Annotated in this window: 20 protein-coding genes; 5 read left to right on the top strand and 15 right to left on the bottom strand. The window is 63.7% G+C overall.

The annotated features are described in order from the left end of the window. The first annotated feature begins 110 nt into the window (after positions 1-110). A complete protein-coding gene (gene panB / locus C7C56_RS05555; protein ID WP_370660177.1) occupies positions 111-977 on the top strand; it encodes a 3-methyl-2-oxobutanoate hydroxymethyltransferase in 867 nt (288 codons plus the stop codon). Between the two features lie 138 nt (positions 978-1,115). On the opposite strand, the gene C7C56_RS05550 is transcribed toward panB, so the two are convergent. Then, positions 1,116-1,592 carry a type II toxin-antitoxin system HicB family antitoxin gene (locus C7C56_RS05550; protein WP_307719026.1) on the bottom strand — a complete coding sequence of 159 codons (477 nt, stop codon included), beginning with the start codon at positions 1,590-1,592 and terminating at the stop codon, positions 1,116-1,118. 143 nt (positions 1,593-1,735) lie between these two features. Between C7C56_RS05550 and C7C56_RS05545 the strand changes: the two genes are divergently transcribed. Genes C7C56_RS05545 through C7C56_RS05535 form a run of 3 tightly spaced genes read left to right on the top strand, consistent with a single transcriptional unit; the run spans position 1,736 to position 3,834 of the window. Continuing rightward, complete coding sequence (locus tag C7C56_RS05545; protein WP_181373032.1) at positions 1,736-2,998, top strand: ATP-binding protein; 1,263 nt, start codon at positions 1,736-1,738, stop codon at positions 2,996-2,998. Continuing rightward, positions 2,995-3,369, top strand: coding sequence for a response regulator transcription factor (locus C7C56_RS05540; RefSeq protein ID WP_106756482.1), 375 nt, complete (start codon positions 2,995-2,997; stop codon positions 3,367-3,369). Before C7C56_RS05545 ends, C7C56_RS05540 begins: the two co-directional genes overlap by 4 nt. A gap of 9 nt (positions 3,370-3,378) precedes the next feature. Further along, entirely contained in the window at positions 3,379-3,834 is a 456-nt protein-coding gene (locus C7C56_RS05535) for a chemotaxis protein CheX (protein ID WP_106756481.1), read from the top strand. An 8-nt stretch (positions 3,835-3,842) separates the two neighbouring features. On the opposite strand, the gene C7C56_RS05530 is transcribed toward C7C56_RS05535, so the two are convergent. From C7C56_RS05530 to C7C56_RS05510, 5 genes are all read right to left on the bottom strand, one after another. Beyond that, on the bottom strand, positions 3,843-4,907 hold the full coding sequence (locus tag C7C56_RS05530) for a GGDEF domain-containing protein (protein ID WP_106756480.1): 1,065 nt from the start codon (positions 4,905-4,907) through the stop codon (positions 3,843-3,845). A gap of 99 nt (positions 4,908-5,006) precedes the next feature. Beyond that, positions 5,007-5,453, bottom strand: coding sequence for a dihydroneopterin triphosphate diphosphatase (gene nudB, locus C7C56_RS05525; RefSeq protein ID WP_106756479.1), 447 nt, complete (start codon positions 5,451-5,453; stop codon positions 5,007-5,009). 99 nt (positions 5,454-5,552) lie between these two features. Further along, positions 5,553-7,349, bottom strand: a complete 1,797-nt coding sequence (aspS, locus tag C7C56_RS05520; protein ID WP_181373035.1) for an aspartate--tRNA ligase — start codon at positions 7,347-7,349, stop codon at positions 5,553-5,555. A 62-nt stretch (positions 7,350-7,411) separates the two neighbouring features. Beyond that, positions 7,412-8,017 (bottom strand): DUF502 domain-containing protein, encoded by a 606-nt coding sequence (locus tag C7C56_RS05515; RefSeq protein WP_106756477.1) that lies wholly within the window; start codon positions 8,015-8,017, stop codon positions 7,412-7,414. A 58-nt stretch (positions 8,018-8,075) separates the two neighbouring features. Continuing rightward, positions 8,076-8,399 (bottom strand): FmdB family zinc ribbon protein, encoded by a 324-nt coding sequence (locus C7C56_RS05510; protein ID WP_106756476.1) that lies wholly within the window; start codon positions 8,397-8,399, stop codon positions 8,076-8,078. A 179-nt stretch (positions 8,400-8,578) separates the two neighbouring features. Between C7C56_RS05510 and C7C56_RS05505 the strand changes: the two genes are divergently transcribed. Then, positions 8,579-9,553 carry a foldase protein PrsA gene (locus tag C7C56_RS05505; protein WP_229458152.1) on the top strand — a complete coding sequence of 325 codons (975 nt, stop codon included), beginning with the start codon at positions 8,579-8,581 and terminating at the stop codon, positions 9,551-9,553. Positions 9,554-9,664: 111 nt separating this feature from the next. Here C7C56_RS05505 and C7C56_RS05500 read toward each other — a convergent pair whose 3' ends face one another. The 9 genes from C7C56_RS05500 to C7C56_RS05460 form a co-directional block, all read right to left on the bottom strand. Further along, positions 9,665-10,126, bottom strand: coding sequence for an SRPBCC family protein (locus tag C7C56_RS05500; RefSeq protein WP_106756474.1), 462 nt, complete (start codon positions 10,124-10,126; stop codon positions 9,665-9,667). After that, the gene (locus tag C7C56_RS05495; protein ID WP_106756473.1) at positions 10,116-10,511 is read right to left on the bottom strand and encodes a hypothetical protein; all 396 of its coding nucleotides are present in this window, start codon (positions 10,509-10,511) and stop codon (positions 10,116-10,118) included. The genes C7C56_RS05500 and C7C56_RS05495 overlap by 11 nt, the downstream gene beginning before the upstream one ends. Positions 10,512-10,584: 73 nt before the next feature. Continuing rightward, positions 10,585-10,950, bottom strand: coding sequence for a cupin domain-containing protein (locus tag C7C56_RS05490; RefSeq protein WP_267874669.1), 366 nt, complete (start codon positions 10,948-10,950; stop codon positions 10,585-10,587). A gap of 243 nt (positions 10,951-11,193) precedes the next feature. After that, complete coding sequence (locus tag C7C56_RS05485; RefSeq protein WP_106756471.1) at positions 11,194-11,661, bottom strand: helix-turn-helix domain-containing protein; 468 nt, start codon at positions 11,659-11,661, stop codon at positions 11,194-11,196. Between the two features lie 217 nt (positions 11,662-11,878). Further along, a complete protein-coding gene (locus C7C56_RS05480) occupies positions 11,879-12,649 on the bottom strand; it encodes a substrate-binding periplasmic protein (protein WP_106756470.1) in 771 nt (256 codons plus the stop codon). Between the two features lie 335 nt (positions 12,650-12,984). Further along, positions 12,985-13,662 (bottom strand): hypothetical protein, encoded by a 678-nt coding sequence (locus C7C56_RS05475; RefSeq protein ID WP_181373031.1) that lies wholly within the window; start codon positions 13,660-13,662, stop codon positions 12,985-12,987. A 255-nt stretch (positions 13,663-13,917) separates the two neighbouring features. After that, positions 13,918-14,514: a methyltransferase domain-containing protein gene (locus tag C7C56_RS05470; protein ID WP_106756469.1), complete on the bottom strand. Its 597-nt coding sequence runs from the start codon at positions 14,512-14,514 to the stop codon at positions 13,918-13,920. Further along, positions 14,507-16,078 carry a ubiquinone biosynthesis regulatory protein kinase UbiB gene (gene ubiB, locus C7C56_RS05465; RefSeq protein WP_106756468.1) on the bottom strand — a complete coding sequence of 524 codons (1,572 nt, stop codon included), beginning with the start codon at positions 16,076-16,078 and terminating at the stop codon, positions 14,507-14,509. The genes C7C56_RS05470 and ubiB overlap by 8 nt, the downstream gene beginning before the upstream one ends. Beyond that, positions 16,075-16,752: a ubiquinone biosynthesis accessory factor UbiJ gene (locus tag C7C56_RS05460; RefSeq protein ID WP_229458149.1), complete on the bottom strand. Its 678-nt coding sequence runs from the start codon at positions 16,750-16,752 to the stop codon at positions 16,075-16,077. Before C7C56_RS05460 ends, ubiB begins: the two co-directional genes overlap by 4 nt. Positions 16,753-16,817: the final 65 nt, after the last annotated feature.

Here is a 16,817-nt window from a genome sequence, read left to right as displayed (position 1 = left end):
GCCGCCCCGGCGTTTAGATTCCAGCCTCTACAGCCGCGTCCGGCACAATATCCCCCTTCGCATTACACTAGCGCCGTTGGTACCCCAATTTTGACAATCAAAGGACGATCATGAGCGGATATATCCAGGGACAAGAGATGGCCGGCGCCGACACGCCAGCAGCGGCACCGGCAAAACCGGTGGCCCCTAAGGCAGTCACGATCCCGTCGCTCAACGCGATGAAGGCGAACGGCGCGCGCATCAGCATGCTGACCTGCTACGACGCGAGCTTCGCGGCGCTGATGGACCGCAACGGCGTCGAAGTACTGCTGATCGGCGACTCGCTCGGCATGGTCTGCAACGGCCACCAGTCGACGCTGCCGGTCACGGTGGCCGAGGTGGCCTACCACACGGCCGCCGTGGCGCGCGGCAACAAGAGCGCGATGGTGCTCGCCGACATGCCCTTCGGCGCCTACGGCACGCCCGAGGCGGCCTTCAACAACGCGGTGCAGCTGATCCAGGCCGGCGCCCACATGGTCAAGCTCGAGGGCGGCGCTTGGCTGGCCGACACCGTGCGTTTTTTGACCGAGCGCGCGGTCCCCGTGTGCGCCCACCTCGGCCTGACGCCGCAGTCGGTGCACCAGCTGGGCGGCTACAAGGTGCAGGGCAAGACCATCGAGAGCGCCGACCAGCTCAAGGCCGACGCCAGGCTGCTGCAGGCTGCGGGCGCCTCGATGCTGGTGCTCGAGGCGATTCCGGCGACGCTGGGCAAGGAGGTGACGGAACTGCTCGCGATACCGACCATCGGCATCGGCGCCGGTCCCGATTGCTCGGGCCAGGTGCTGGTGATGCACGACCTGCTCGGTGTGTTCCCGGGCCGCAAGGCGCGCTTCGTGAAGAACTTCATGGACGGCCAGACCACCATCGACGCGGCGATCGGCGCCTATGTCGGCGCGGTGCGGGACGGCAGCTTTCCGGGGCGGGAGCACTGCTTCTGAAGAAGTGACCGGTTTGAAGTTAAGGTGTCAAGCCACTGATTCGAGAAAAGCGTGCCAGTGGCTTTTTGTCGCCTTGTGAAACTAGACAGCTCTCTGTTGGAGGGCCGTGAAACATGTGCTGTCCGTGCTCGCATTACGTCAAACAAGTGAGACCACGAGCGATTTGCCCAGTGCTTTCGCCGCTTGCTCGACGAACTCTATTTTTGACGAGTGCTTCAGGTCAAAAAGACGATCGATCTGAGGCATATGGACGTTAAGCATGCGCGCCAGGTCAGCCTTTCTAACCTGGCGTGCAGACATTTCGTTCCACAGCAGAACCTTCGCCGTCTCGAGCGCGGGAAGCGAAACGACATGCTGGCCGGGCATGGGCTTGGACGGCGCGGGAATCGGGCGACGCTCATCGAAATAGATTTCCAACGCGGTTTCGAGGGCATCTACTGCGTTGATCAATGCCTCTTGTTCGTCGTCACCAACAGAGTTCGCTTCCGGGAAGTCGGGGAAACCGACCAGGAAAGTTCCATTCGAATCTGGTGTAAGCGTGATTGGATAAGACAACATTTTAGGTACCCCATGTGTTGGGCTGCTCATCTCGTCGATGAGATAAGAATGCAACATATATGTTGCATTACCCGACAATATACAACATATTTGATGTGCCCATCCTCGCAAGCTAGGGGGCGTTGACCCGCTTGGGCATGATCCATACCCAAGTAGCGCGATGCATGCGCCGCTGGCCTAGCCGTGCATGCCGAATCTTGGTGCGTCGCAACAAAATACGAACCAAAAGCAGGGCGCCGCGCCGCGCCTCGCGCATCCCCGCCACAGCTTCGGCATTCAAGGAGGCCCTGATCGGCGACCTCAATCCGCTCACCTTCATCGAGGTCAGCGGCGCGGCCGGCGACGCGGCCGGCGACAGAAACGCCGCGCGCCGCTTCCTGACCCTGCAGTTCAACCGCGTCAAGGTCGACGGCAAGATCTCGCATCTGCTCGTGACCGTCTTCGACGTGACGCTGCAGGTCGAACTCGAGCGCGCGCTGGCCGAGGCCAAGGTCAAGGCCAAGGCCGAGATGGAAGTCATGCTCGACCTGCTCAAAATTGATCCGACCACGCTCAACCTGTTCCTCAAGACGGCCGAGCTGACGCTGCTCGAGGTCAACGACCTGCTGCGCTCGGCCGGCGGCGCGCTCGACTACCGGCGCACCGTCACCACGATCTTCCGCAAGATCCACACCCTCAAGGGCGAGGCGGCCACGCTCGGCCTCGAGATGTTCGAGACGCTCGCCCAGCAGTTCGAGACCCTGCTCTCAAGCCTGCGCGAAAAAGGCGCGGTCTCGGGCGACGACCTGCTGGCGCTGCCCTTCCCGCTCGAGGAGTTCCTGCAGCGCGTGGCCATGGTGCGCGACCTCACCGCGCGCCTGGCCGCCTACCACGACGCCTTCGCCCCGGCCGCCGACGGCGACGCCTTCGCCCAAAACCTGAGCAGGCTGGCGCAGCGCGTGGCGAACGACCACGGCAAGCAGGTGCACCTCGAGAGCGACCTGGCGCTGCTGACGGCGCTGCCCGAGAAGATGCGCGCCGAACTCAAGGACATCACGATCCAGTTGCTGCGCAACGCCGTCGCCCACGGCATCGAGTCGGCCGCCGAGCGCGCGGACCAGTCCAAGCCGGCCGCCGGGCGCGCGACGGTGGCCCTCAAGCCGACCGGCGACGGCGAGTGCGAACTGCTGCTGCGCGACGACGGGCGCGGCCTGGCGCCGCAGGCGATCCGCGAGCAACTGTTGCGCTCGGGCCGCTACACCGGCGAGCAGCTCGACCAGCTCGACGAGCGCCGGATCGTGATGAAGATTTTCGAACCGGGTTTTTCGACCGCGAAAGAGGTCGGCCGCGACGCCGGGCACGGGGTCGGCATGGACGTCGTCAAGCACCGCATCGAGCAGCTCGGGGCGCGCCTGCGCATTTCCACGCGCAGCAAGGTGTTCACCCAATTTAGCATCCACTTCGCGCTCGAGGGGGCCGCATGAAGCTACTGATCGTCGACGATTCGAACATCATCCGTTCGCGCATCGCGCGCATCGCGCGCATCGCGCTGCATCCGCGCCTGCAAAACATCAGTGTCGTCGGGCTGGCCAGGAACGGGCTCGAGGCGCTCGAGCTGGCCAGGCGCAATCCGCCGCAGGTGGTCACGATGGACCTGACCATGCCCGAGATGGACGGCATCGCCTGCATCGAGGCGCTGATGGCCGAGCAGCCGCAGCTGAACATCCTGGTGGTGTCGGCGCTCGGCGACAAGAGCACCGCCATCTCGGCCCTAAAAAAGGGCGCGCGCGGCTTTTTGCACAAGCCGTTCACCGACGACCAGCTGGCCGACGCCCTGCTCGAAATCGAACGCTAAGGAACCACCATGTCCCATCTGAGCGAAACCGAACTGAAGGTGTTCATCGACGCGGTCTCGCATTATTTCGCGCAGCTGACGCGCGAACCGGCGCTGATCCGCTCGTCCTACCTGCCGCAGGCCGAGCTGCCCCATTTTGACTACACCGGATTGATCACCCTGTCCGGGCATTTCCGCGGCTTCGTCTACTTCTCGGCGCCGCGCCGGCTGATGCGCGAGCTGCTGGTGCAGATGCACGAGCCCGACGTGTGCGAGCAAAACCTGCTCGACGCCGTGGGCGAGGTCGCCAACACGATCTCGGGCAACGCGCGGCGCCACTTCGGCGGCGCGCTCGACATCTCGGTGCCGATCGCCATCAAGGGCGCGGCGCAGGTGCAGTCGGCCGGCCCCACACGCCCGTTCGCGATCTTGCTAAGCTGGGAGCGCCACGAGGCGGTGGTGGTGGTCGACCTGGCCACCGTGTAGATCGGCTCCTAGCCCGTTTCGACCCGGTCGCGTCCGCCGTTTTTGCCCTTGTAGAGCGCGGCGTCGGCCCGGGCGATGGTGGCGCCAATGGTTTCGCCAAGGCGGTAGGACGCCACCCCCAGCGTCACCGTCGCCTCCAGCGTGCCGGCGCCGTGCGGTATCGCGAGTGCGGCGACATTGGCGCGGATGCGCTCGGCCACCATCGCGGCCGCGTCCAGGTTGGTGTCGGGCAGCACGATCAGGAATTCCTCGCCGCTCCAGCGGGCCGCGCTGTCCTGCTCCCGGATCGAGGACTTGAGCACCTCGCCCACCGCGACGATCACGCTGTCGCCGGCCTCGTGCCCATGGCTGTCGTTGACGGCCTTGAAGAAGTCGATGTCGACGATGAGGACGGCCAGGTTGGTGAGCAGCCTTTTTTGCTGCACCGCCTCGTAGCCGGCCAGCTCCATGATGTAGCGCCGGTTGTACAGGCCGGTGAGCGGGTCGGTCATCGCCAGCGCCGAGAGGCGCTTCTGGGCCGCCACGATGGCGCCGAAGTAGTACCAGGTCAGGTACGAAAACATCGCGAACACGACGCTGATATTAAAGTAGCGCAGCACGACCAGGGCCACCGGCTGCAGCGGCTCGATCGGCGCCACGAAGTAGCTCGTGGCATTGAGCGCCACATAGAAGCTCCACAACGCAAACACCACCAGCACCGCCTTCGCGCCCCTGGTGCTGACGAAGATCCCGGGAATGAACATCAGCAGGTAGTAGTGGAACCCGCTGTCCCAGCCGACCATCAGGGTGCCGAGCGCGGCGTGCCCGAGCACCTCGGCCCAGATCAGGCAGACCGCCGCGGACTGGCGCCCGCGTGTGGCGGCCATGTAGGCCGCCGCGTACATGGCGATGCTGACGATGTTGATCCACGCCAGCAGCGGCGAGCCGACCGCGTAGAACAGGACGAAGAACAGAAGATCGATCGCGGCCGCGATCTGGCAGCAGCGCTGTATCACGACCAGATACGGCCGCTTTTTGTCGCCCGGGCTGTAACGCTTGCCGCGTGCTTGCGAGGGCCTCCCTGCGTCTCTCATAGTCCGTCTCCTGACCTGCCGGGTCCGCCGATAAGGTGCGGGGGAAGTTTTTGCCTTAGGCTAACACTTTTGCTTGGCGATTCAAAGAGGTAAGAATATCTAGCCGACGTGGCGCGGCAACTGGAGGATCGCCTCGGCGTTGGACGCCGAAAAGCAGCGGTCGGCCGCCTCGGGATACGGCAGCCAGAGATGGCGCAGATGCTCGCGCGGGCTCAGGACGATGGGGGTGTCGCGCGGCACGCAGACGCTGAACACGTGTTCGGTGTTGTGCGTCACGCCCGGTGCGTAGCGGTGGCGCCAGACCGGATAAATCTCGTAGATGTTCGACAGGTGCCAGTCGCGCAGCGCGATGTCGGCGCCGTCGGCGGCGATGCCGGTTTCCTCCATCAGCTCGCGCGCGGCGGTATCGATCAGCGCCTCGTCGGGCGCGTCGAGCGAGCCGGTCACCGACTGCCAGAACCCCGGGCGGTCGGCACGCTCGATGAGCAGCACCTCCAGCGCGGGAGTGTGGATCACAACCAGGACAGATTCGGGGATTTTATGCAAGGCGGTGTTTTAAGAGGACGTTGCTGCCGGGACGCACGCCGCGCGTTCGGGGAACACGCGGCGCGGGCCGGCTGACAAGGCCGGAGCTGAGGCCGAAGCTTAGACGACCTTCGGCTCGGCGTTGCGCAGGCGGATGTGCAATTCGCGCAGCTGCTTTTCGTCGACCTCGGATGGCGCGTTGGTCAGCAGGCATTGCGCGCGCTGGGTCTTCGGGAACGCGATCACGTCGCGGATCGAGTCCGAGCCGGTCATCATGGTCACGATGCGGTCCAGGCCGAAGGCCAGGCCGCCATGCGGCGGCGCGCCGTATTGCAGCGCGTCGAGCAGGAAGCCGAACTTGAGCTGCGCCTCCTCGGCGTCGATCTTGAGCGCGCGGAACACCTTGCTCTGGACGTCTTCGCGGTGGATGCGGATCGAACCGCCGCCGAGCTCCCAGCCGTTGAGCACCATGTCGTAGGCCTTGGCGATGCACGCGCCCGGGTTGGTCTCGAGCATGTCCTCGTGGCCGTCCTTGGGCGCCGTGAACGGATGGTGGGTCGCGGTCCAGCGGTCGCTTTCCTCGTCGTAGTCGAACATCGGGAAGTCGACCACCCACAACGGCTTCCACGAGTCGTCGAACAGGCCGTTCTTTTTGCCCAGGTCGGAATGGCCGATCTTGACGCGCAGCGCGCCGATGGCGTCATTGACGACCTTGGCCTTGTCGGCGCCAAAGAAGATCAGGTCGCCGTCCTCGGCGCCGGTCTGCTCGAGGATCGCGGCCAGCGCGGCGTCATGCAGCGACTTGACGATCGGCGACTGCAGGCCTTCGCGGCCCTTGGCCTTTTCGTTGACCTTGATGTAGGCCAGGCCCTTGGCGCCGTAGATCGCCACGAACTGGGTGTAGGCGTCGATCTCCGAACGCGGCATGCTCGCGCCCTGCGGCACGCGCAGGCCGACTACGCGCCCGCCCTCCATGTTGGCGGCGCCGGCGAAGATCTTGAACTCGACATCCTTCATGACGGCCGTGAGGTCGGTGAACGCGAGCTTGACGCGCATGTCGGGCTTGTCGGAGCCGTACAGGCCCATCGCGGTGGCGAAGTCCATGACCGGGAACGGGTTGGGCAGGTCGATGTCGAGCGTGTTCTTGAAGACGATGCGGATCATCGCCTCGAACAGGTCGCGGATCTCCTGCTCGCTCAGGAACGAGGTCTCGCAGTCGATCTGGGTGAATTCGGGCTGGCGGTCGGCGCGCAGGTCCTCGTCGCGGAAGCACTTGGTGATCTGGTAGTAGCGGTCGAAGTTGGCGACCATGAGCAGCTGCTTGAACAGCTGCGGCGACTGCGGCAGCGCGAAGAAGCTGCCCGCGTTCACGCGCGACGGCACCAGGTAGTCGCGCGCGCCCTCGGGCGTCGACTTGGTCAGCATCGGGGTTTCGATGTCGATGAAGCCGAGTTCGTCGAGGTACTTGCGCACCTCCATCGTCACCTTGTAGCGCAGGCGCAGGTTGTTTTGCATCTGCGGGCGGCGCAGGTCGAGCACGCGGTGGGTCAGGCGGGTGGTCTCGGACAGGTTGTCGTCGTCGAGCTGGAACGGCACCGGCACCGAGGCGTTGAGCACCTCCATGGTCGCGCACACGACTTCGACCTTGCCCGACTTGAGGTTGTTGTTGATGGTGCCGGCGGTGCGGCCGGTGACCACGCCGGTCACGCGCAGGCAGTACTCGTTGCGCACGGCCTCGGCGATCTTGAACATCTCGGCTTGCTCGGGGTTGCAGACGATCTGCACCAGGCCCTCGCGGTCGCGCAGGTCGATGAAAATGAGGCTGCCATGGTCGCGCCGGCGGTGCACCCAGCCGCACAGGCTGACGGTTTGGCCAAGCAGTTCTTCGGTGGTGAGGCCGCAGTAGTGTGTACGCATTGAGGACATATTGTTTTCAGTCTAGGTTGGTTATTCGGTGGCGCCGGTGGACAAGCGCGGTTTTACTGTTTGGCTGGCGACTGGCCGGGGGCCACGACGCCCATCGACACGATGTATTTGAGGGCGGTGTCGACGCTCATGTCGAGCTCGATGACCTTGCTGCGCTCCATCATCAGGAAAAAACCCGAGGTCGGATTGGGCGTGGTCGGAACGTAGATGCTGACAAAGTCGCCCACCAGGTGGTTTTTGACGTCGCCGCCGGGCACGCCCGTCAAGAAGCCGATGGTCCAGCTCCCCTGGTGCGGGTAGGGCAGCAGCACGGCCTTGCGGAAGGCGTTGCCGGACGACGAGAACAGGGTGTCGGACACCTGCTTGACGCTGCCGTAGAGCGAACTGACCACGGGGATGCGGTGCAGCACGCGCTCCCACAGGCGCACCACGTAGTTGCCGACCAGGTTGTTGGTCAGCAGGCCGGTCAGGAAAATGATCAGCACCGTCAGGATCGTGCCCAGGCCCGGGATGTCGTAGCCGATCAGGGTGCGCGGCTGCCATTTTTCGGGCACCAGCAGGAGCGACTGGTCCATCGTGCCGATGACCAGGTGCAGCACCCACAAGGTGATGGCGAGCGGCACCAGAATCAGCAATCCGGTAATGAAATATTTACGCATCGAACTCTCGGTTAGCGTGGCATGCATGCGGCGCGCGGTTGCGCCGCACCTGCCGTTGTCAGGTGGAGCCGGCGGTCGGCGTGGTGGCCGGCTTGGCGGGCGCGGCCGCGGCGGGGGCCTCGCTTGCCGTCGCCGCCGCCGGCGCCGGCGCCGCGCCGCCATCGACCGGGCCGCTGCCGGTGCCGGTCGCGGGCGCCTTGCCGCCTCGGAAGTCGGTCGCGTACCAGCCGGTTCCCTTGAGCTGGAAACCGGCCGCGGTCAGTTGTTTCTTAAAAGCAGGCTTGGCGCATGACAGGCAAACCGTCAACACCGGGTCGGATATCTTCTGCAATACATCCTTGGCAAAACCGCACTCATCGCATCGATAGGCGTAAATCGGCATCTGATACTCCGCAAAAATCGTCAAAACCCTGAATTATAAGCCTTTTTTAAGGCAACTAGCATAAAGTCGGCGGTCGGGACAGCAGGTTCCGCTTACACCGCGGCGCGAAACTGGTAAGCTGCGCACATTGCTGCACCGGCATTCGCCACCAAACTTGAAAAGGAAAGTAAACGATGTTGATGAAGTCCCGTATCCTGCTGCTTAGCGCGGCCTCCGTTCTGGCCCTGAGCGCCTGCAATGCAAAAGAAACAGCCAAGCCGGCAACGCCTGCCACCGACAGCACAGCCGCGGCCTCCACCGCCGTGGCCGCCACCGTGGACGGCGTCGCGATCCCGCAAAGCACCGTCGACCTGATGGTCAAAGAGCGCACCGCGCAAGGCCAGCCGGACACCCCAGAACTGCGCGCCGCGATCATCGAGAACCTGTCGATGCAGATGCTGGTCGCCGCCGAAGCCGTTAAAAAGGGCATCGACAAAGCGCCAGAGACCGTGCGCCAGATGGATATGGTCAAGCAATCGGTGCTGGCCAACGCCTTCGTCCAGGATTACATCAAGAATTCGCCGATCACCGACGCGATGATCGACGCCGAGTACAAGAAGATGAGCGAAAAGGCCGGCGGCAACGAATTCAAGGCGCGCCACATCCTCGTCAAGACCGAGGCCGAGGCCAAATCGATCATCGCCTCGATCACCAAGGACATCAAGGCGTTCGAAAAGCTGGCCAAGGCAAAATCGATGGATCCGGGTTCGAAAGCCAATGGCGGCGACCTGGGCTGGTTCAATCCGTCGGGCATGGTGCCGGAATTCGGCGCCGCTGTCGCCAAACTCGAAAAAGGCAAGTTCACGACCGAGCCGGTCAAGACCCAATACGGCTACCACGTGATCGTGCTTGACGATTCGCGCCCGATCACCCCGCCGCCGCTCGAGCAGGTAAAAGAGCAGATCAAGCAGCAGTTGCTGCGCGAGCACATGACCAAGTTCTTCGCGGACCTCAAGGCCAAGGCGAAGATCGTCGTGACGGGTGCGCCAGCACCTGCGCCCGCAGCCGCCGCAGCAGCAGACGCCGCATCGGTCGCTGCCGACGCCGCCGCCGTGTCGTCGAGCGCCGCATCGGCAGCCGCATCGGCCGCAGCCGAAGCCGTTCCAGCCAAGTAAGCAGCGAGCAAGCACAAGCCCGAAGCCGATCCCGCCGCGGATCGGCATGCGGGCAAAGGGGGCGGGGTTTGGTTCGCGGCAGTATCGCGAACATGCACCCCGGCGCCCCGCTCAGGCGATCCTCACCTGCGCATCCGGATTATGGTCCCCCACCAGATTCAACTCGATCCCATGTTCAAGAAACGCTTTGCAGCCGGCAAGCGCCAGGCTGAAGCCGCCCATTGAATCGATCGCCTGCGCCACGACCTCGTCGTCGGACCCGCAAAAGCCCGACGCCGTGATCGTGACAAAGGTGGCGCCCTCGCCCCTTGGCGTGAACACCCACTCGACCGGGGTCGGCCACTCGATCAGGATCCGGCGATTGGTTTCCACCGCCTTGACCGCCACCTCGGCCTGTGCGAGGTACATATCCCAATACCAGGTCACGGTTTCGCCTTGCGCCAGCGGATTGCTCGCCCGCGTGAACCAAAATTTTGTGGTGATGGCGGGATCGATGAATGCCGCGAACACGTCCGCGACCGGCCGGCGGATGAGCATTTGCGCGCGCGCGACCGGGGCGGCGTTAAGATTCATGCTGAAGCCCCCGCTTCGTCCCAGCTGGCGCCTTGAGCCAGTGCCCCGGCACATCCGAACGCAGGTGGGCGGCGCCGACCTGCGCCGCCGGCCAGCCGAGCACGAAGCGCGCGAAGAGCGCGTTGGCGAGCCAGCCCAACAGGTAGGCGGCGATCATCAGCAGGACCGTCGCGCCGAGAAAGGCGACCATCCACATGATGCCGTCCGGATGGTTCCTGACCGAGGAGCCGCGCACGATGCCGAGCGCGGTTTCGAATGGCCCGCGCAGCGATAACACGGCGGCAAAGGCAGCGCACATCAGTCCGAGCGGCAGGACGCTCAGCGCGAACTGGACTTTGGCGCGCAGCGCCCGCTGCCGGGCGGCGTTGATAGCTAGGGGAATCATTCAGGCACTTTCCGGATGAGGTCCCGGTATTTTATCCGCTGTTTGGGCGGCCACCAAACCCCGCGCATCGCCCTTATTTGACAACATGGGGAAACGCGTCGACCGGCAATTCGAACGCAATGAACAGGACGCATGGCGCAGTGCTTGCGCAATAGGCCTCGTGCGGCATTTTGGGCGGTCCGTAGGCATAGCTTCCGGGCTTGAGCACTTGCATCTTCTGCCCCTCATACCTTAGCTCGAGCTCGCCGGAAACGAGCACCATGCGCTCGGCCGATGTGTGGGTGTGCATCGGGATGGTGGACTTCGCGGGAACCCGTAAGAACACATCGGCATTGTTGCGCGCCGGATCGCCGTGAAGAACCGCGATGCCACATCCCTTCGGCATGAACGCCGGACAGGGGCCCCACTTTAGTGCGCTGTCACGGAATGTGTGCGTCAGTGCCGCAGGGGTTTAGGCGAGAGCGCAGGAACTGAACACGCACAACAACGCGAGCTGCAACGCGCGACCAACGAAAGCTTGAGCAATCATGATGCGTTTCTCCTCTTGGCGGGCAATATCGTGGCGCAATCGGCGGCGCACGGTGAAGGCCGGCGGCGCCGGCCTTCGGACATGGTACGCCGGGCGGCCGGCCGCACCGCACGCTGGCGCAAGCGTGCGGCAGCTTGCAAAGACCGTTGCCGGTCAGGCGGGGTCGAATCCGGGCGCCTCGTACCAGATGCCGTATTTGTCGGCCTGCCAGCCCAAAAGACAAAACAGATAGGCGGTCGCGAGCATGATCAGGCCGCCGGCCAGCGCGGCCTCGCTGACGAAGCCGAACAAACAAAAAGCAAATCCGGTCAGGTGGGAAATCACCTCGATTCTTTTGGCCACGGCGCGGCGCGGGCGTAATGCGAGGAAATTAAAGAAGAACCAGCATTTAAGCCAGAGCGGAAGGTTTTGCCAATTGGCCGAGTCTTTTTCGATCATAAATTTCTCCTGGTTCAAGGTTGGAATATCAACTTCGAGCACCGACGCGAGGCATTTAAGAGACTCAACACTGGCCGTATGGCCGTTTTCTATCCTTTGAATGGTCCTGACATTCAAACCGGACATTTGCGCCAACTGTTCCTGGGAAAGATGGCGGCTGAGACGTAATTGTTTAAGAATCATTTTTACCCCAACGCAAAGTGAGCCACGAGTATCGATCGACCGGGGCGTTGTCGGTTACGGCATGGGCCCGACAGCGGCCCGACATTGGGTCGACACGGCTGTTAGAAGCGACCGCCGGGGTGCCCGGGCACAAGGTTTCAGCGCGCTCGCCGCTGGCGCCGGCCAGGCCAGCAAGAACGTGGCGGAACGGGCGAGATGCGGCGAAACGGCAGCGGATTTACTTAAGTGCCTCGGCCATGACGCGCTTGACATCGATCCTCTTCAAGCCGGCGTTGACGATATCGCGCACCCGCTCCCCCTCGGCACTGCGCCTGAAACAAATGAACAGCTTTTTTTCCTCTAAAAGGTTCAAATGGAAATCGAGCTTGTGCCGGATTTTAGCGATCGCCGGGTCATGGCGCGACAGGAACTCGAACACGCGCTGGTCGATGACCGCGAGCGGAATGCGTCCCGACGCCAGCTTGAGCAGATTCTGGGTGTCGTTGCGTGCCACATCGACCATTTGCCGGCCATCGGCAATGCGTCGGTCGAATTCGTCCGCGTTGACGTAATCCTGCACCACGCCAATTCGGTATGCCTGAAGGTCGTCCAAGGTTTTCCATTGAACGGGGTGCTTGCGTATTTGGGCGAATCCGAGCGGGCCGCTGCCGATCGGCGAAGATAGCAAAAATTTGTCGGCAATTTTAGGGGACGTGTATTCCGGGAAGTAGCCGATGAAATCGGAAGGCTGGTTGACCAAGGCCACGGCACGGCTCCAGGGGAAAAATTTCACCTCGAGCTTGTAACCCATTGCGGCGAGCGCCGCGCGGACCACTGCGGTGGTGGCGCCACGTTGCTTGAGTTCCGCCCCGGAGTAGGGAGGCCAGTCGAGGGAAGTCAGGCGGATCGTTTTCTCGTCGCCGGCCTCAGCTTTTGCAGAGGCATTGCCTGCGCAGGCAAGCGCGCACGCGAATCCGAACGCAAGACAAAACCGCCGAATCAAGTCCATTTATGAAGGCCTCGGGAAAATAACTACTCCGGGATGTTCGACGCTCGAATTTGTTTCCCAGAGTCTAGCAGCATTTTCGGCACGCCAGCCATTGCGTCGACCGCGCCATAGGGCCGGAGCCTTAACCAAGCAGTATCACCTGTGCCGTGCCTGCCCCTCTGCCGTAACGTTGATCCTCAGGGTCATGCAGACCTCGATTGCGTGATGAGGCTCCCGAATGTACGATTGCCGGACCTGAACGAGTATCCTTCGGTGCGGGCGTTGTCGGTTACGACAGGCACCCAGCGGCGACCCGACATCGACCGGACCCGGCTGCCGGTCCGCCGATAGTTGGGCTAGCGCCGGTTGCGGCGCGGCGGGCGGGGCGGCGGCTCCGGCGGCTGGCGCAACTCGACGGGATCCTTGCTCTTTGGCGCCGGGATCAGGCTGATGAAGCGTGCAAGACTCAGCAAAGTCATGAATAGACCGACCGTCGTGTGGAACAACAACACACCCGCACCCAGGGTGGTTTTCGGTGCAAGATCGAATTCACCAAAGGTGGTCATCGTGATAAAGCTGCTGTATATCCCGCCCAGGACGGTGCCGGTACCGCCCGCCCATTTGCGCGAGAACTCATCGCCGAGAATGATATATGTACCGGCAAGCCAAAAAATGATTTCAAAATAGTTGTGTACAAGCAGAAGCACCATCCGCCGGTAACCTTCGAGCGCATAATCGCGCCCGGCTTTGACCGCCCGGTATTCATCGAACATGAGCACATTGGCTTGGTAAATGGCGACTTCGAACACGCGCACCACGCCGTAGCCGACCAGCGCCATGGCGAACCAATGGCGCGGATAATTGGCCACCACCACCAGCGTCACGAGCGACAAGCCGAGATGCCCGAGCACCCAGGCGTCGACCAGCCGCGCCGTGACCGGGAACGGCAAAATCGCCCGCACCAAGGTGAACAGGGATATCCGGCCCAGCGCGGCGAACACACGCGACCAGAACTCGACGATGAAAGAATTCATTATTCTGCGACCTTGAGGGTGGAGTGAAGACGCCGAGTATTGCCGCGACCATGCGCTTGACAGTCTACGCACAGAGAATGGCAATGTCCATAATGCAATATTTCAAGCCTCGCCAAACGGCCTCGCTAGTCCGGGCCACCTGGGGGATTAAACAGGCCAACCGCGCGCACGGATGATAGCGATCGCTGGTTGTTATAAGGTGACGATCAGTACGACGATGGGCGCCAGAATTACCATGTTCATTCGTTCTCCAGGTCAGGATCTACGCTGCCACACCTGCCAGCGCTCCTTGCCTTCGAATACGGCGACCGAGTCGTCGGCCGGCGCATCCTCAATGCGCTCGAAGTGTGGCGCGAGCAGAGCGTCGAGCTCGGCGGCGCCGATGCCGAACGGCGGCCCGCGCTGCGTGTCATCAAAAAAGAAGAACCCGGCCAACCGCCCGCCGGGCGCCAGCAACTGGGCCCAACGCGCGGCGACCCGCGGCCACATCGCGGGCGGCAGCGCGCACAAAAAGGCGCGTTCGTAGATCAGTTCAAGCGCTTGAGGCGGTTCGTAGGCAAAAAAATCGGCCTCCAGCACGCGTTGGTGCCATGGCCCGACCGCAGCCTTACCGCGCGCGACCGCCGATGGCGAGAAATCGATAGCGGTGGCATCCCAGCCGGCCTCGCTCAAACACGCGAGCTCGTAGGCGGCGCCGCAACCGGGGATGAGCGTGACCAGCGGGCTTGATGCGACCGCAAAGCGGCGCAGCGCATTCGGCACCCCGCCCCGGTCCCACGGCGTGAAGCCGCGCTCGAAGCGCTCGTCCCAAAAACCGGGCTGCTTCGGGTCGCGGCTGGCAAAATCAGGCATACAGGCGCAGGTACGTCTCGTAACCGACCACGCCCATCACCACCACCACGGCGGTCGCGGCGCAATAGGCGAACAGCGCCAGCATGCGGTTGGTGCGGCGCTGTTCGAGCACCAGCGCCCTGAGCAGCTCGGTGTTGGCCGTGTGCGGCTCGGCCGCCTGCATCAGCGCGCGGTGCACCAGCCGCGGCAGTTGGGGAATGATGTGGGTGAAGCGCGGCGCCTCGGCCTTGAGCCGTTCGACCATGCCCTGCGCGCCGACCTGCTCGCCCATCCAGCGCTCGAGGTAGGGTTTGGCAGTCTTCCACAGGTCGAGGTCGGGGTCGAGCTGGCGCCCGAGGCCCTCGATGTTGAGCAGCGTCTTTTGCAGCAGCACCAGTTGCGGCTGCACCTCGACGTTGAAGCGGCGCGAGGTCTGGAACAGGCGCAGCAATATCTGGCCGAACGAGATGTCCTTGAGCGGACGGTCGAAGATCGGTTCGCAGCAGGCGCGCACGGCCGACTCGAGCTCGTCGACGCGGGTCTCGCGCGGGGCCCAGCCCGACTCGATGTGGGCCTCGGCCACGCGCTTGTAGTCGCGCCGGAAAAACGCGAGGAAGTTTTGCGACAGGTAGTCTTTGTCGAAGTCGTTGAGGGTGCCGACGATGCCGAAGTCGAGCGCGATGTAGCGGCCGAAGGTCTCCGGCGCGATCGACACCAGGATGTTACCGGGGTGCATGTCGGCGTGGAAGAAGCCGTCGCGGAACACCTGCGTGAAGAATATCTCGACCCCGTCGCTCGAGAGCTTTTTGAGGTCGATGCCCTCGGCTGCGAGGCGATCGATCTGGGACACGGGAATGCCGTGCATGCGCTCCATCACGATCACGCTGCTCGAGCAATAGTCCCAGTACATCTCGGGCACCATCAGCAAATTCGAGCCGGCGAAGTTGCGCCGCAGCTGGCTCGCGTTGGCGGCCTCGCGCATCAGGTCGAGCTCGTCGTGCAGGTATTTGTCGAATTCGCCGACGACCTCCTTGGGCTTGAGCCGCTTGCTCTCGGCCCACACGCTGCCGATCCAGTCGGCCGCGATGTGCATCAGCGCGACGTCCTCGTCGATCGATTTCTTCATGCCCGGGCGCAGCACCTTGACCGCGACCTCCTTGCCGTTCTTGAGCGTGGCGAAGTGCACCTGCGCGATCGAGGCCGAGGCCACGGGGGTGCGCTCGAAACTGGCGAACAACTCGTCCGGATGGGCGTGCAGCGACTTGGTGATCTGGGCGATCGCGAGGTCCGAGCCGAACGGCGGCACCCGGTCCTGCAGGCGCGCGAGCTCGTCGGCGATGTCCATCGGCATCAGGTCGCGCCGGGTCGAGAGCACCTGGCCGAACTTGACGAAAATCGGCCCGAGCTCCTCGAGCGCCATGCGCAGTCGCACGCCGCGCGGGGCGCTGATGTCGCGCCAGAAAATCAGGGTGTCGATCAGCTTCGCCGTGCGCGGCACCTTCAGGCCCGAGATCGCGATCTCGTCGAGGCCGTACTTGACCGCCACCCGGAGGATTTTAAGGAAACGCACAAATTTCAATATCATTGTTCAGGGGTCCATTTCTCTTGCCCGTTCGAACGGGTCGTGTTGTCGGGCGCGCTTGGGCGCGGCGCCAACCGCTGTTCGAGCCGGGCCAGGCGCTTGGCGGCGCGTTCGACGTCGTCGCGCAAACGGCCGACCTCGCCGCCGAAGTCCTCCAACATGGCCGGGCGCACCAGCACCGGGTCTTCTTCCAGGAAAAATTCGGCGAGGTTCTCGGCGACCTTGCGCCCGGTGCCGCGGGCCGTCTCGAGCACGCTTTTGGCGCCGTCGACGAGGCGCGTGGCCGCGATCGGGCCGATCCATGGCTCGAGGTCGTGCTCGGCCTCCCAGCGCAAGCCCTTGCTCAGTTGCGAGATCGTGTTGGCGAACTCGGCGTCGCCCTCGATCTTGACGTAGGAAAAGGCGCGCTCGCGGTTCTGGGCGATCAGCGGCAGGTCGGCCAGCTTGACCCGGATCGTCACGTCCGAGGCCCGCTCCGACGGGCGCGACTCGACCATGCCGTCGCGCGTGACGCGCAGGCGCAGGGCCACGCTGCCGGCGTCGATGCAGGCTTCCTTGCCGGCGTGCAGCGCCAACGCGTCGCGCGCCCACGCCTCCTGGGCCAGCAGATGGTTGATCGCGGCCACGACCGGGGCCATCAGGGTCGCTTGCGGCGTGAAGGGCGTTGTTGTTGGCATACTGGAGACTCGCTAAAAAAACAAAACCGCCCGGCACGAGCGGGGCGGTTTCGATCTTACCAGTT

It is taken from the genome of Massilia glaciei, from assembly GCF_003011895.2.
Lineage (GTDB): Bacteria > Pseudomonadota > Gammaproteobacteria > Burkholderiales > Burkholderiaceae_D > Telluria_A > Telluria_A glaciei.
This window is presented reverse-complemented; position numbering and strand designations above follow the sequence as displayed.

Bases quoted from the DNA above. Each gene is read 5' to 3' on its own strand.
- C7C56_RS05500 (WP_106756474.1), bottom strand. From the start codon at position 10,126: ATGAATCTTAACGCCGCCCCGGTCGCGCGCGCGCAAATGCTCATCCGC.
- C7C56_RS05495 (WP_106756473.1), bottom strand. From the start codon at position 10,511: ATGATTCCCCTAGCTATCAACGCCGCCCGGCAGCGGGCGCTGCGCGCC.
- C7C56_RS05505 (WP_229458152.1), top strand. From the start codon at position 8,579: ATGAAGTCCCGTATCCTGCTGCTTAGCGCGGCCTCCGTTCTGGCCCTG.
- ubiB (WP_106756468.1), bottom strand. From the start codon at position 16,078: ATGATATTGAAATTTGTGCGTTTCCTTAAAATCCTCCGGGTGGCGGTC.
- C7C56_RS05515 (WP_106756477.1), bottom strand. From the start codon at position 8,017: ATGCGTAAATATTTCATTACCGGATTGCTGATTCTGGTGCCGCTCGCC.
- C7C56_RS05550 (WP_307719026.1), bottom strand. From the start codon at position 1,592: ATGTTGCATTCTTATCTCATCGACGAGATGAGCAGCCCAACACATGGG.
- C7C56_RS05480 (WP_106756470.1), bottom strand. From the start codon at position 12,649: ATGGACTTGATTCGGCGGTTTTGTCTTGCGTTCGGATTCGCGTGCGCG.
- C7C56_RS05485 (WP_106756471.1), bottom strand. From the start codon at position 11,661: ATGATTCTTAAACAATTACGTCTCAGCCGCCATCTTTCCCAGGAACAG.
- C7C56_RS05460 (WP_229458149.1), bottom strand. From the start codon at position 16,752: ATGCCAACAACAACGCCCTTCACGCCGCAAGCGACCCTGATGGCCCCG.
- C7C56_RS05530 (WP_106756480.1), bottom strand. From the start codon at position 4,907: ATGAGAGACGCAGGGAGGCCCTCGCAAGCACGCGGCAAGCGTTACAGC.
- C7C56_RS05535 (WP_106756481.1), top strand. From the start codon at position 3,379: ATGTCCCATCTGAGCGAAACCGAACTGAAGGTGTTCATCGACGCGGTC.
- aspS (WP_181373035.1), bottom strand. From the start codon at position 7,349: ATGCGTACACACTACTGCGGCCTCACCACCGAAGAACTGCTTGGCCAA.
- C7C56_RS05475 (WP_181373031.1), bottom strand. From the start codon at position 13,662: ATGAATTCTTTCATCGTCGAGTTCTGGTCGCGTGTGTTCGCCGCGCTG.
- C7C56_RS05470 (WP_106756469.1), bottom strand. From the start codon at position 14,514: ATGCCTGATTTTGCCAGCCGCGACCCGAAGCAGCCCGGTTTTTGGGAC.
- panB (WP_370660177.1), top strand. From the start codon at position 111: ATGAGCGGATATATCCAGGGACAAGAGATGGCCGGCGCCGACACGCCA.
- C7C56_RS05540 (WP_106756482.1), top strand. From the start codon at position 2,995: ATGAAGCTACTGATCGTCGACGATTCGAACATCATCCGTTCGCGCATC.
- C7C56_RS05510 (WP_106756476.1), bottom strand. From the start codon at position 8,399: ATGCCGATTTACGCCTATCGATGCGATGAGTGCGGTTTTGCCAAGGAT.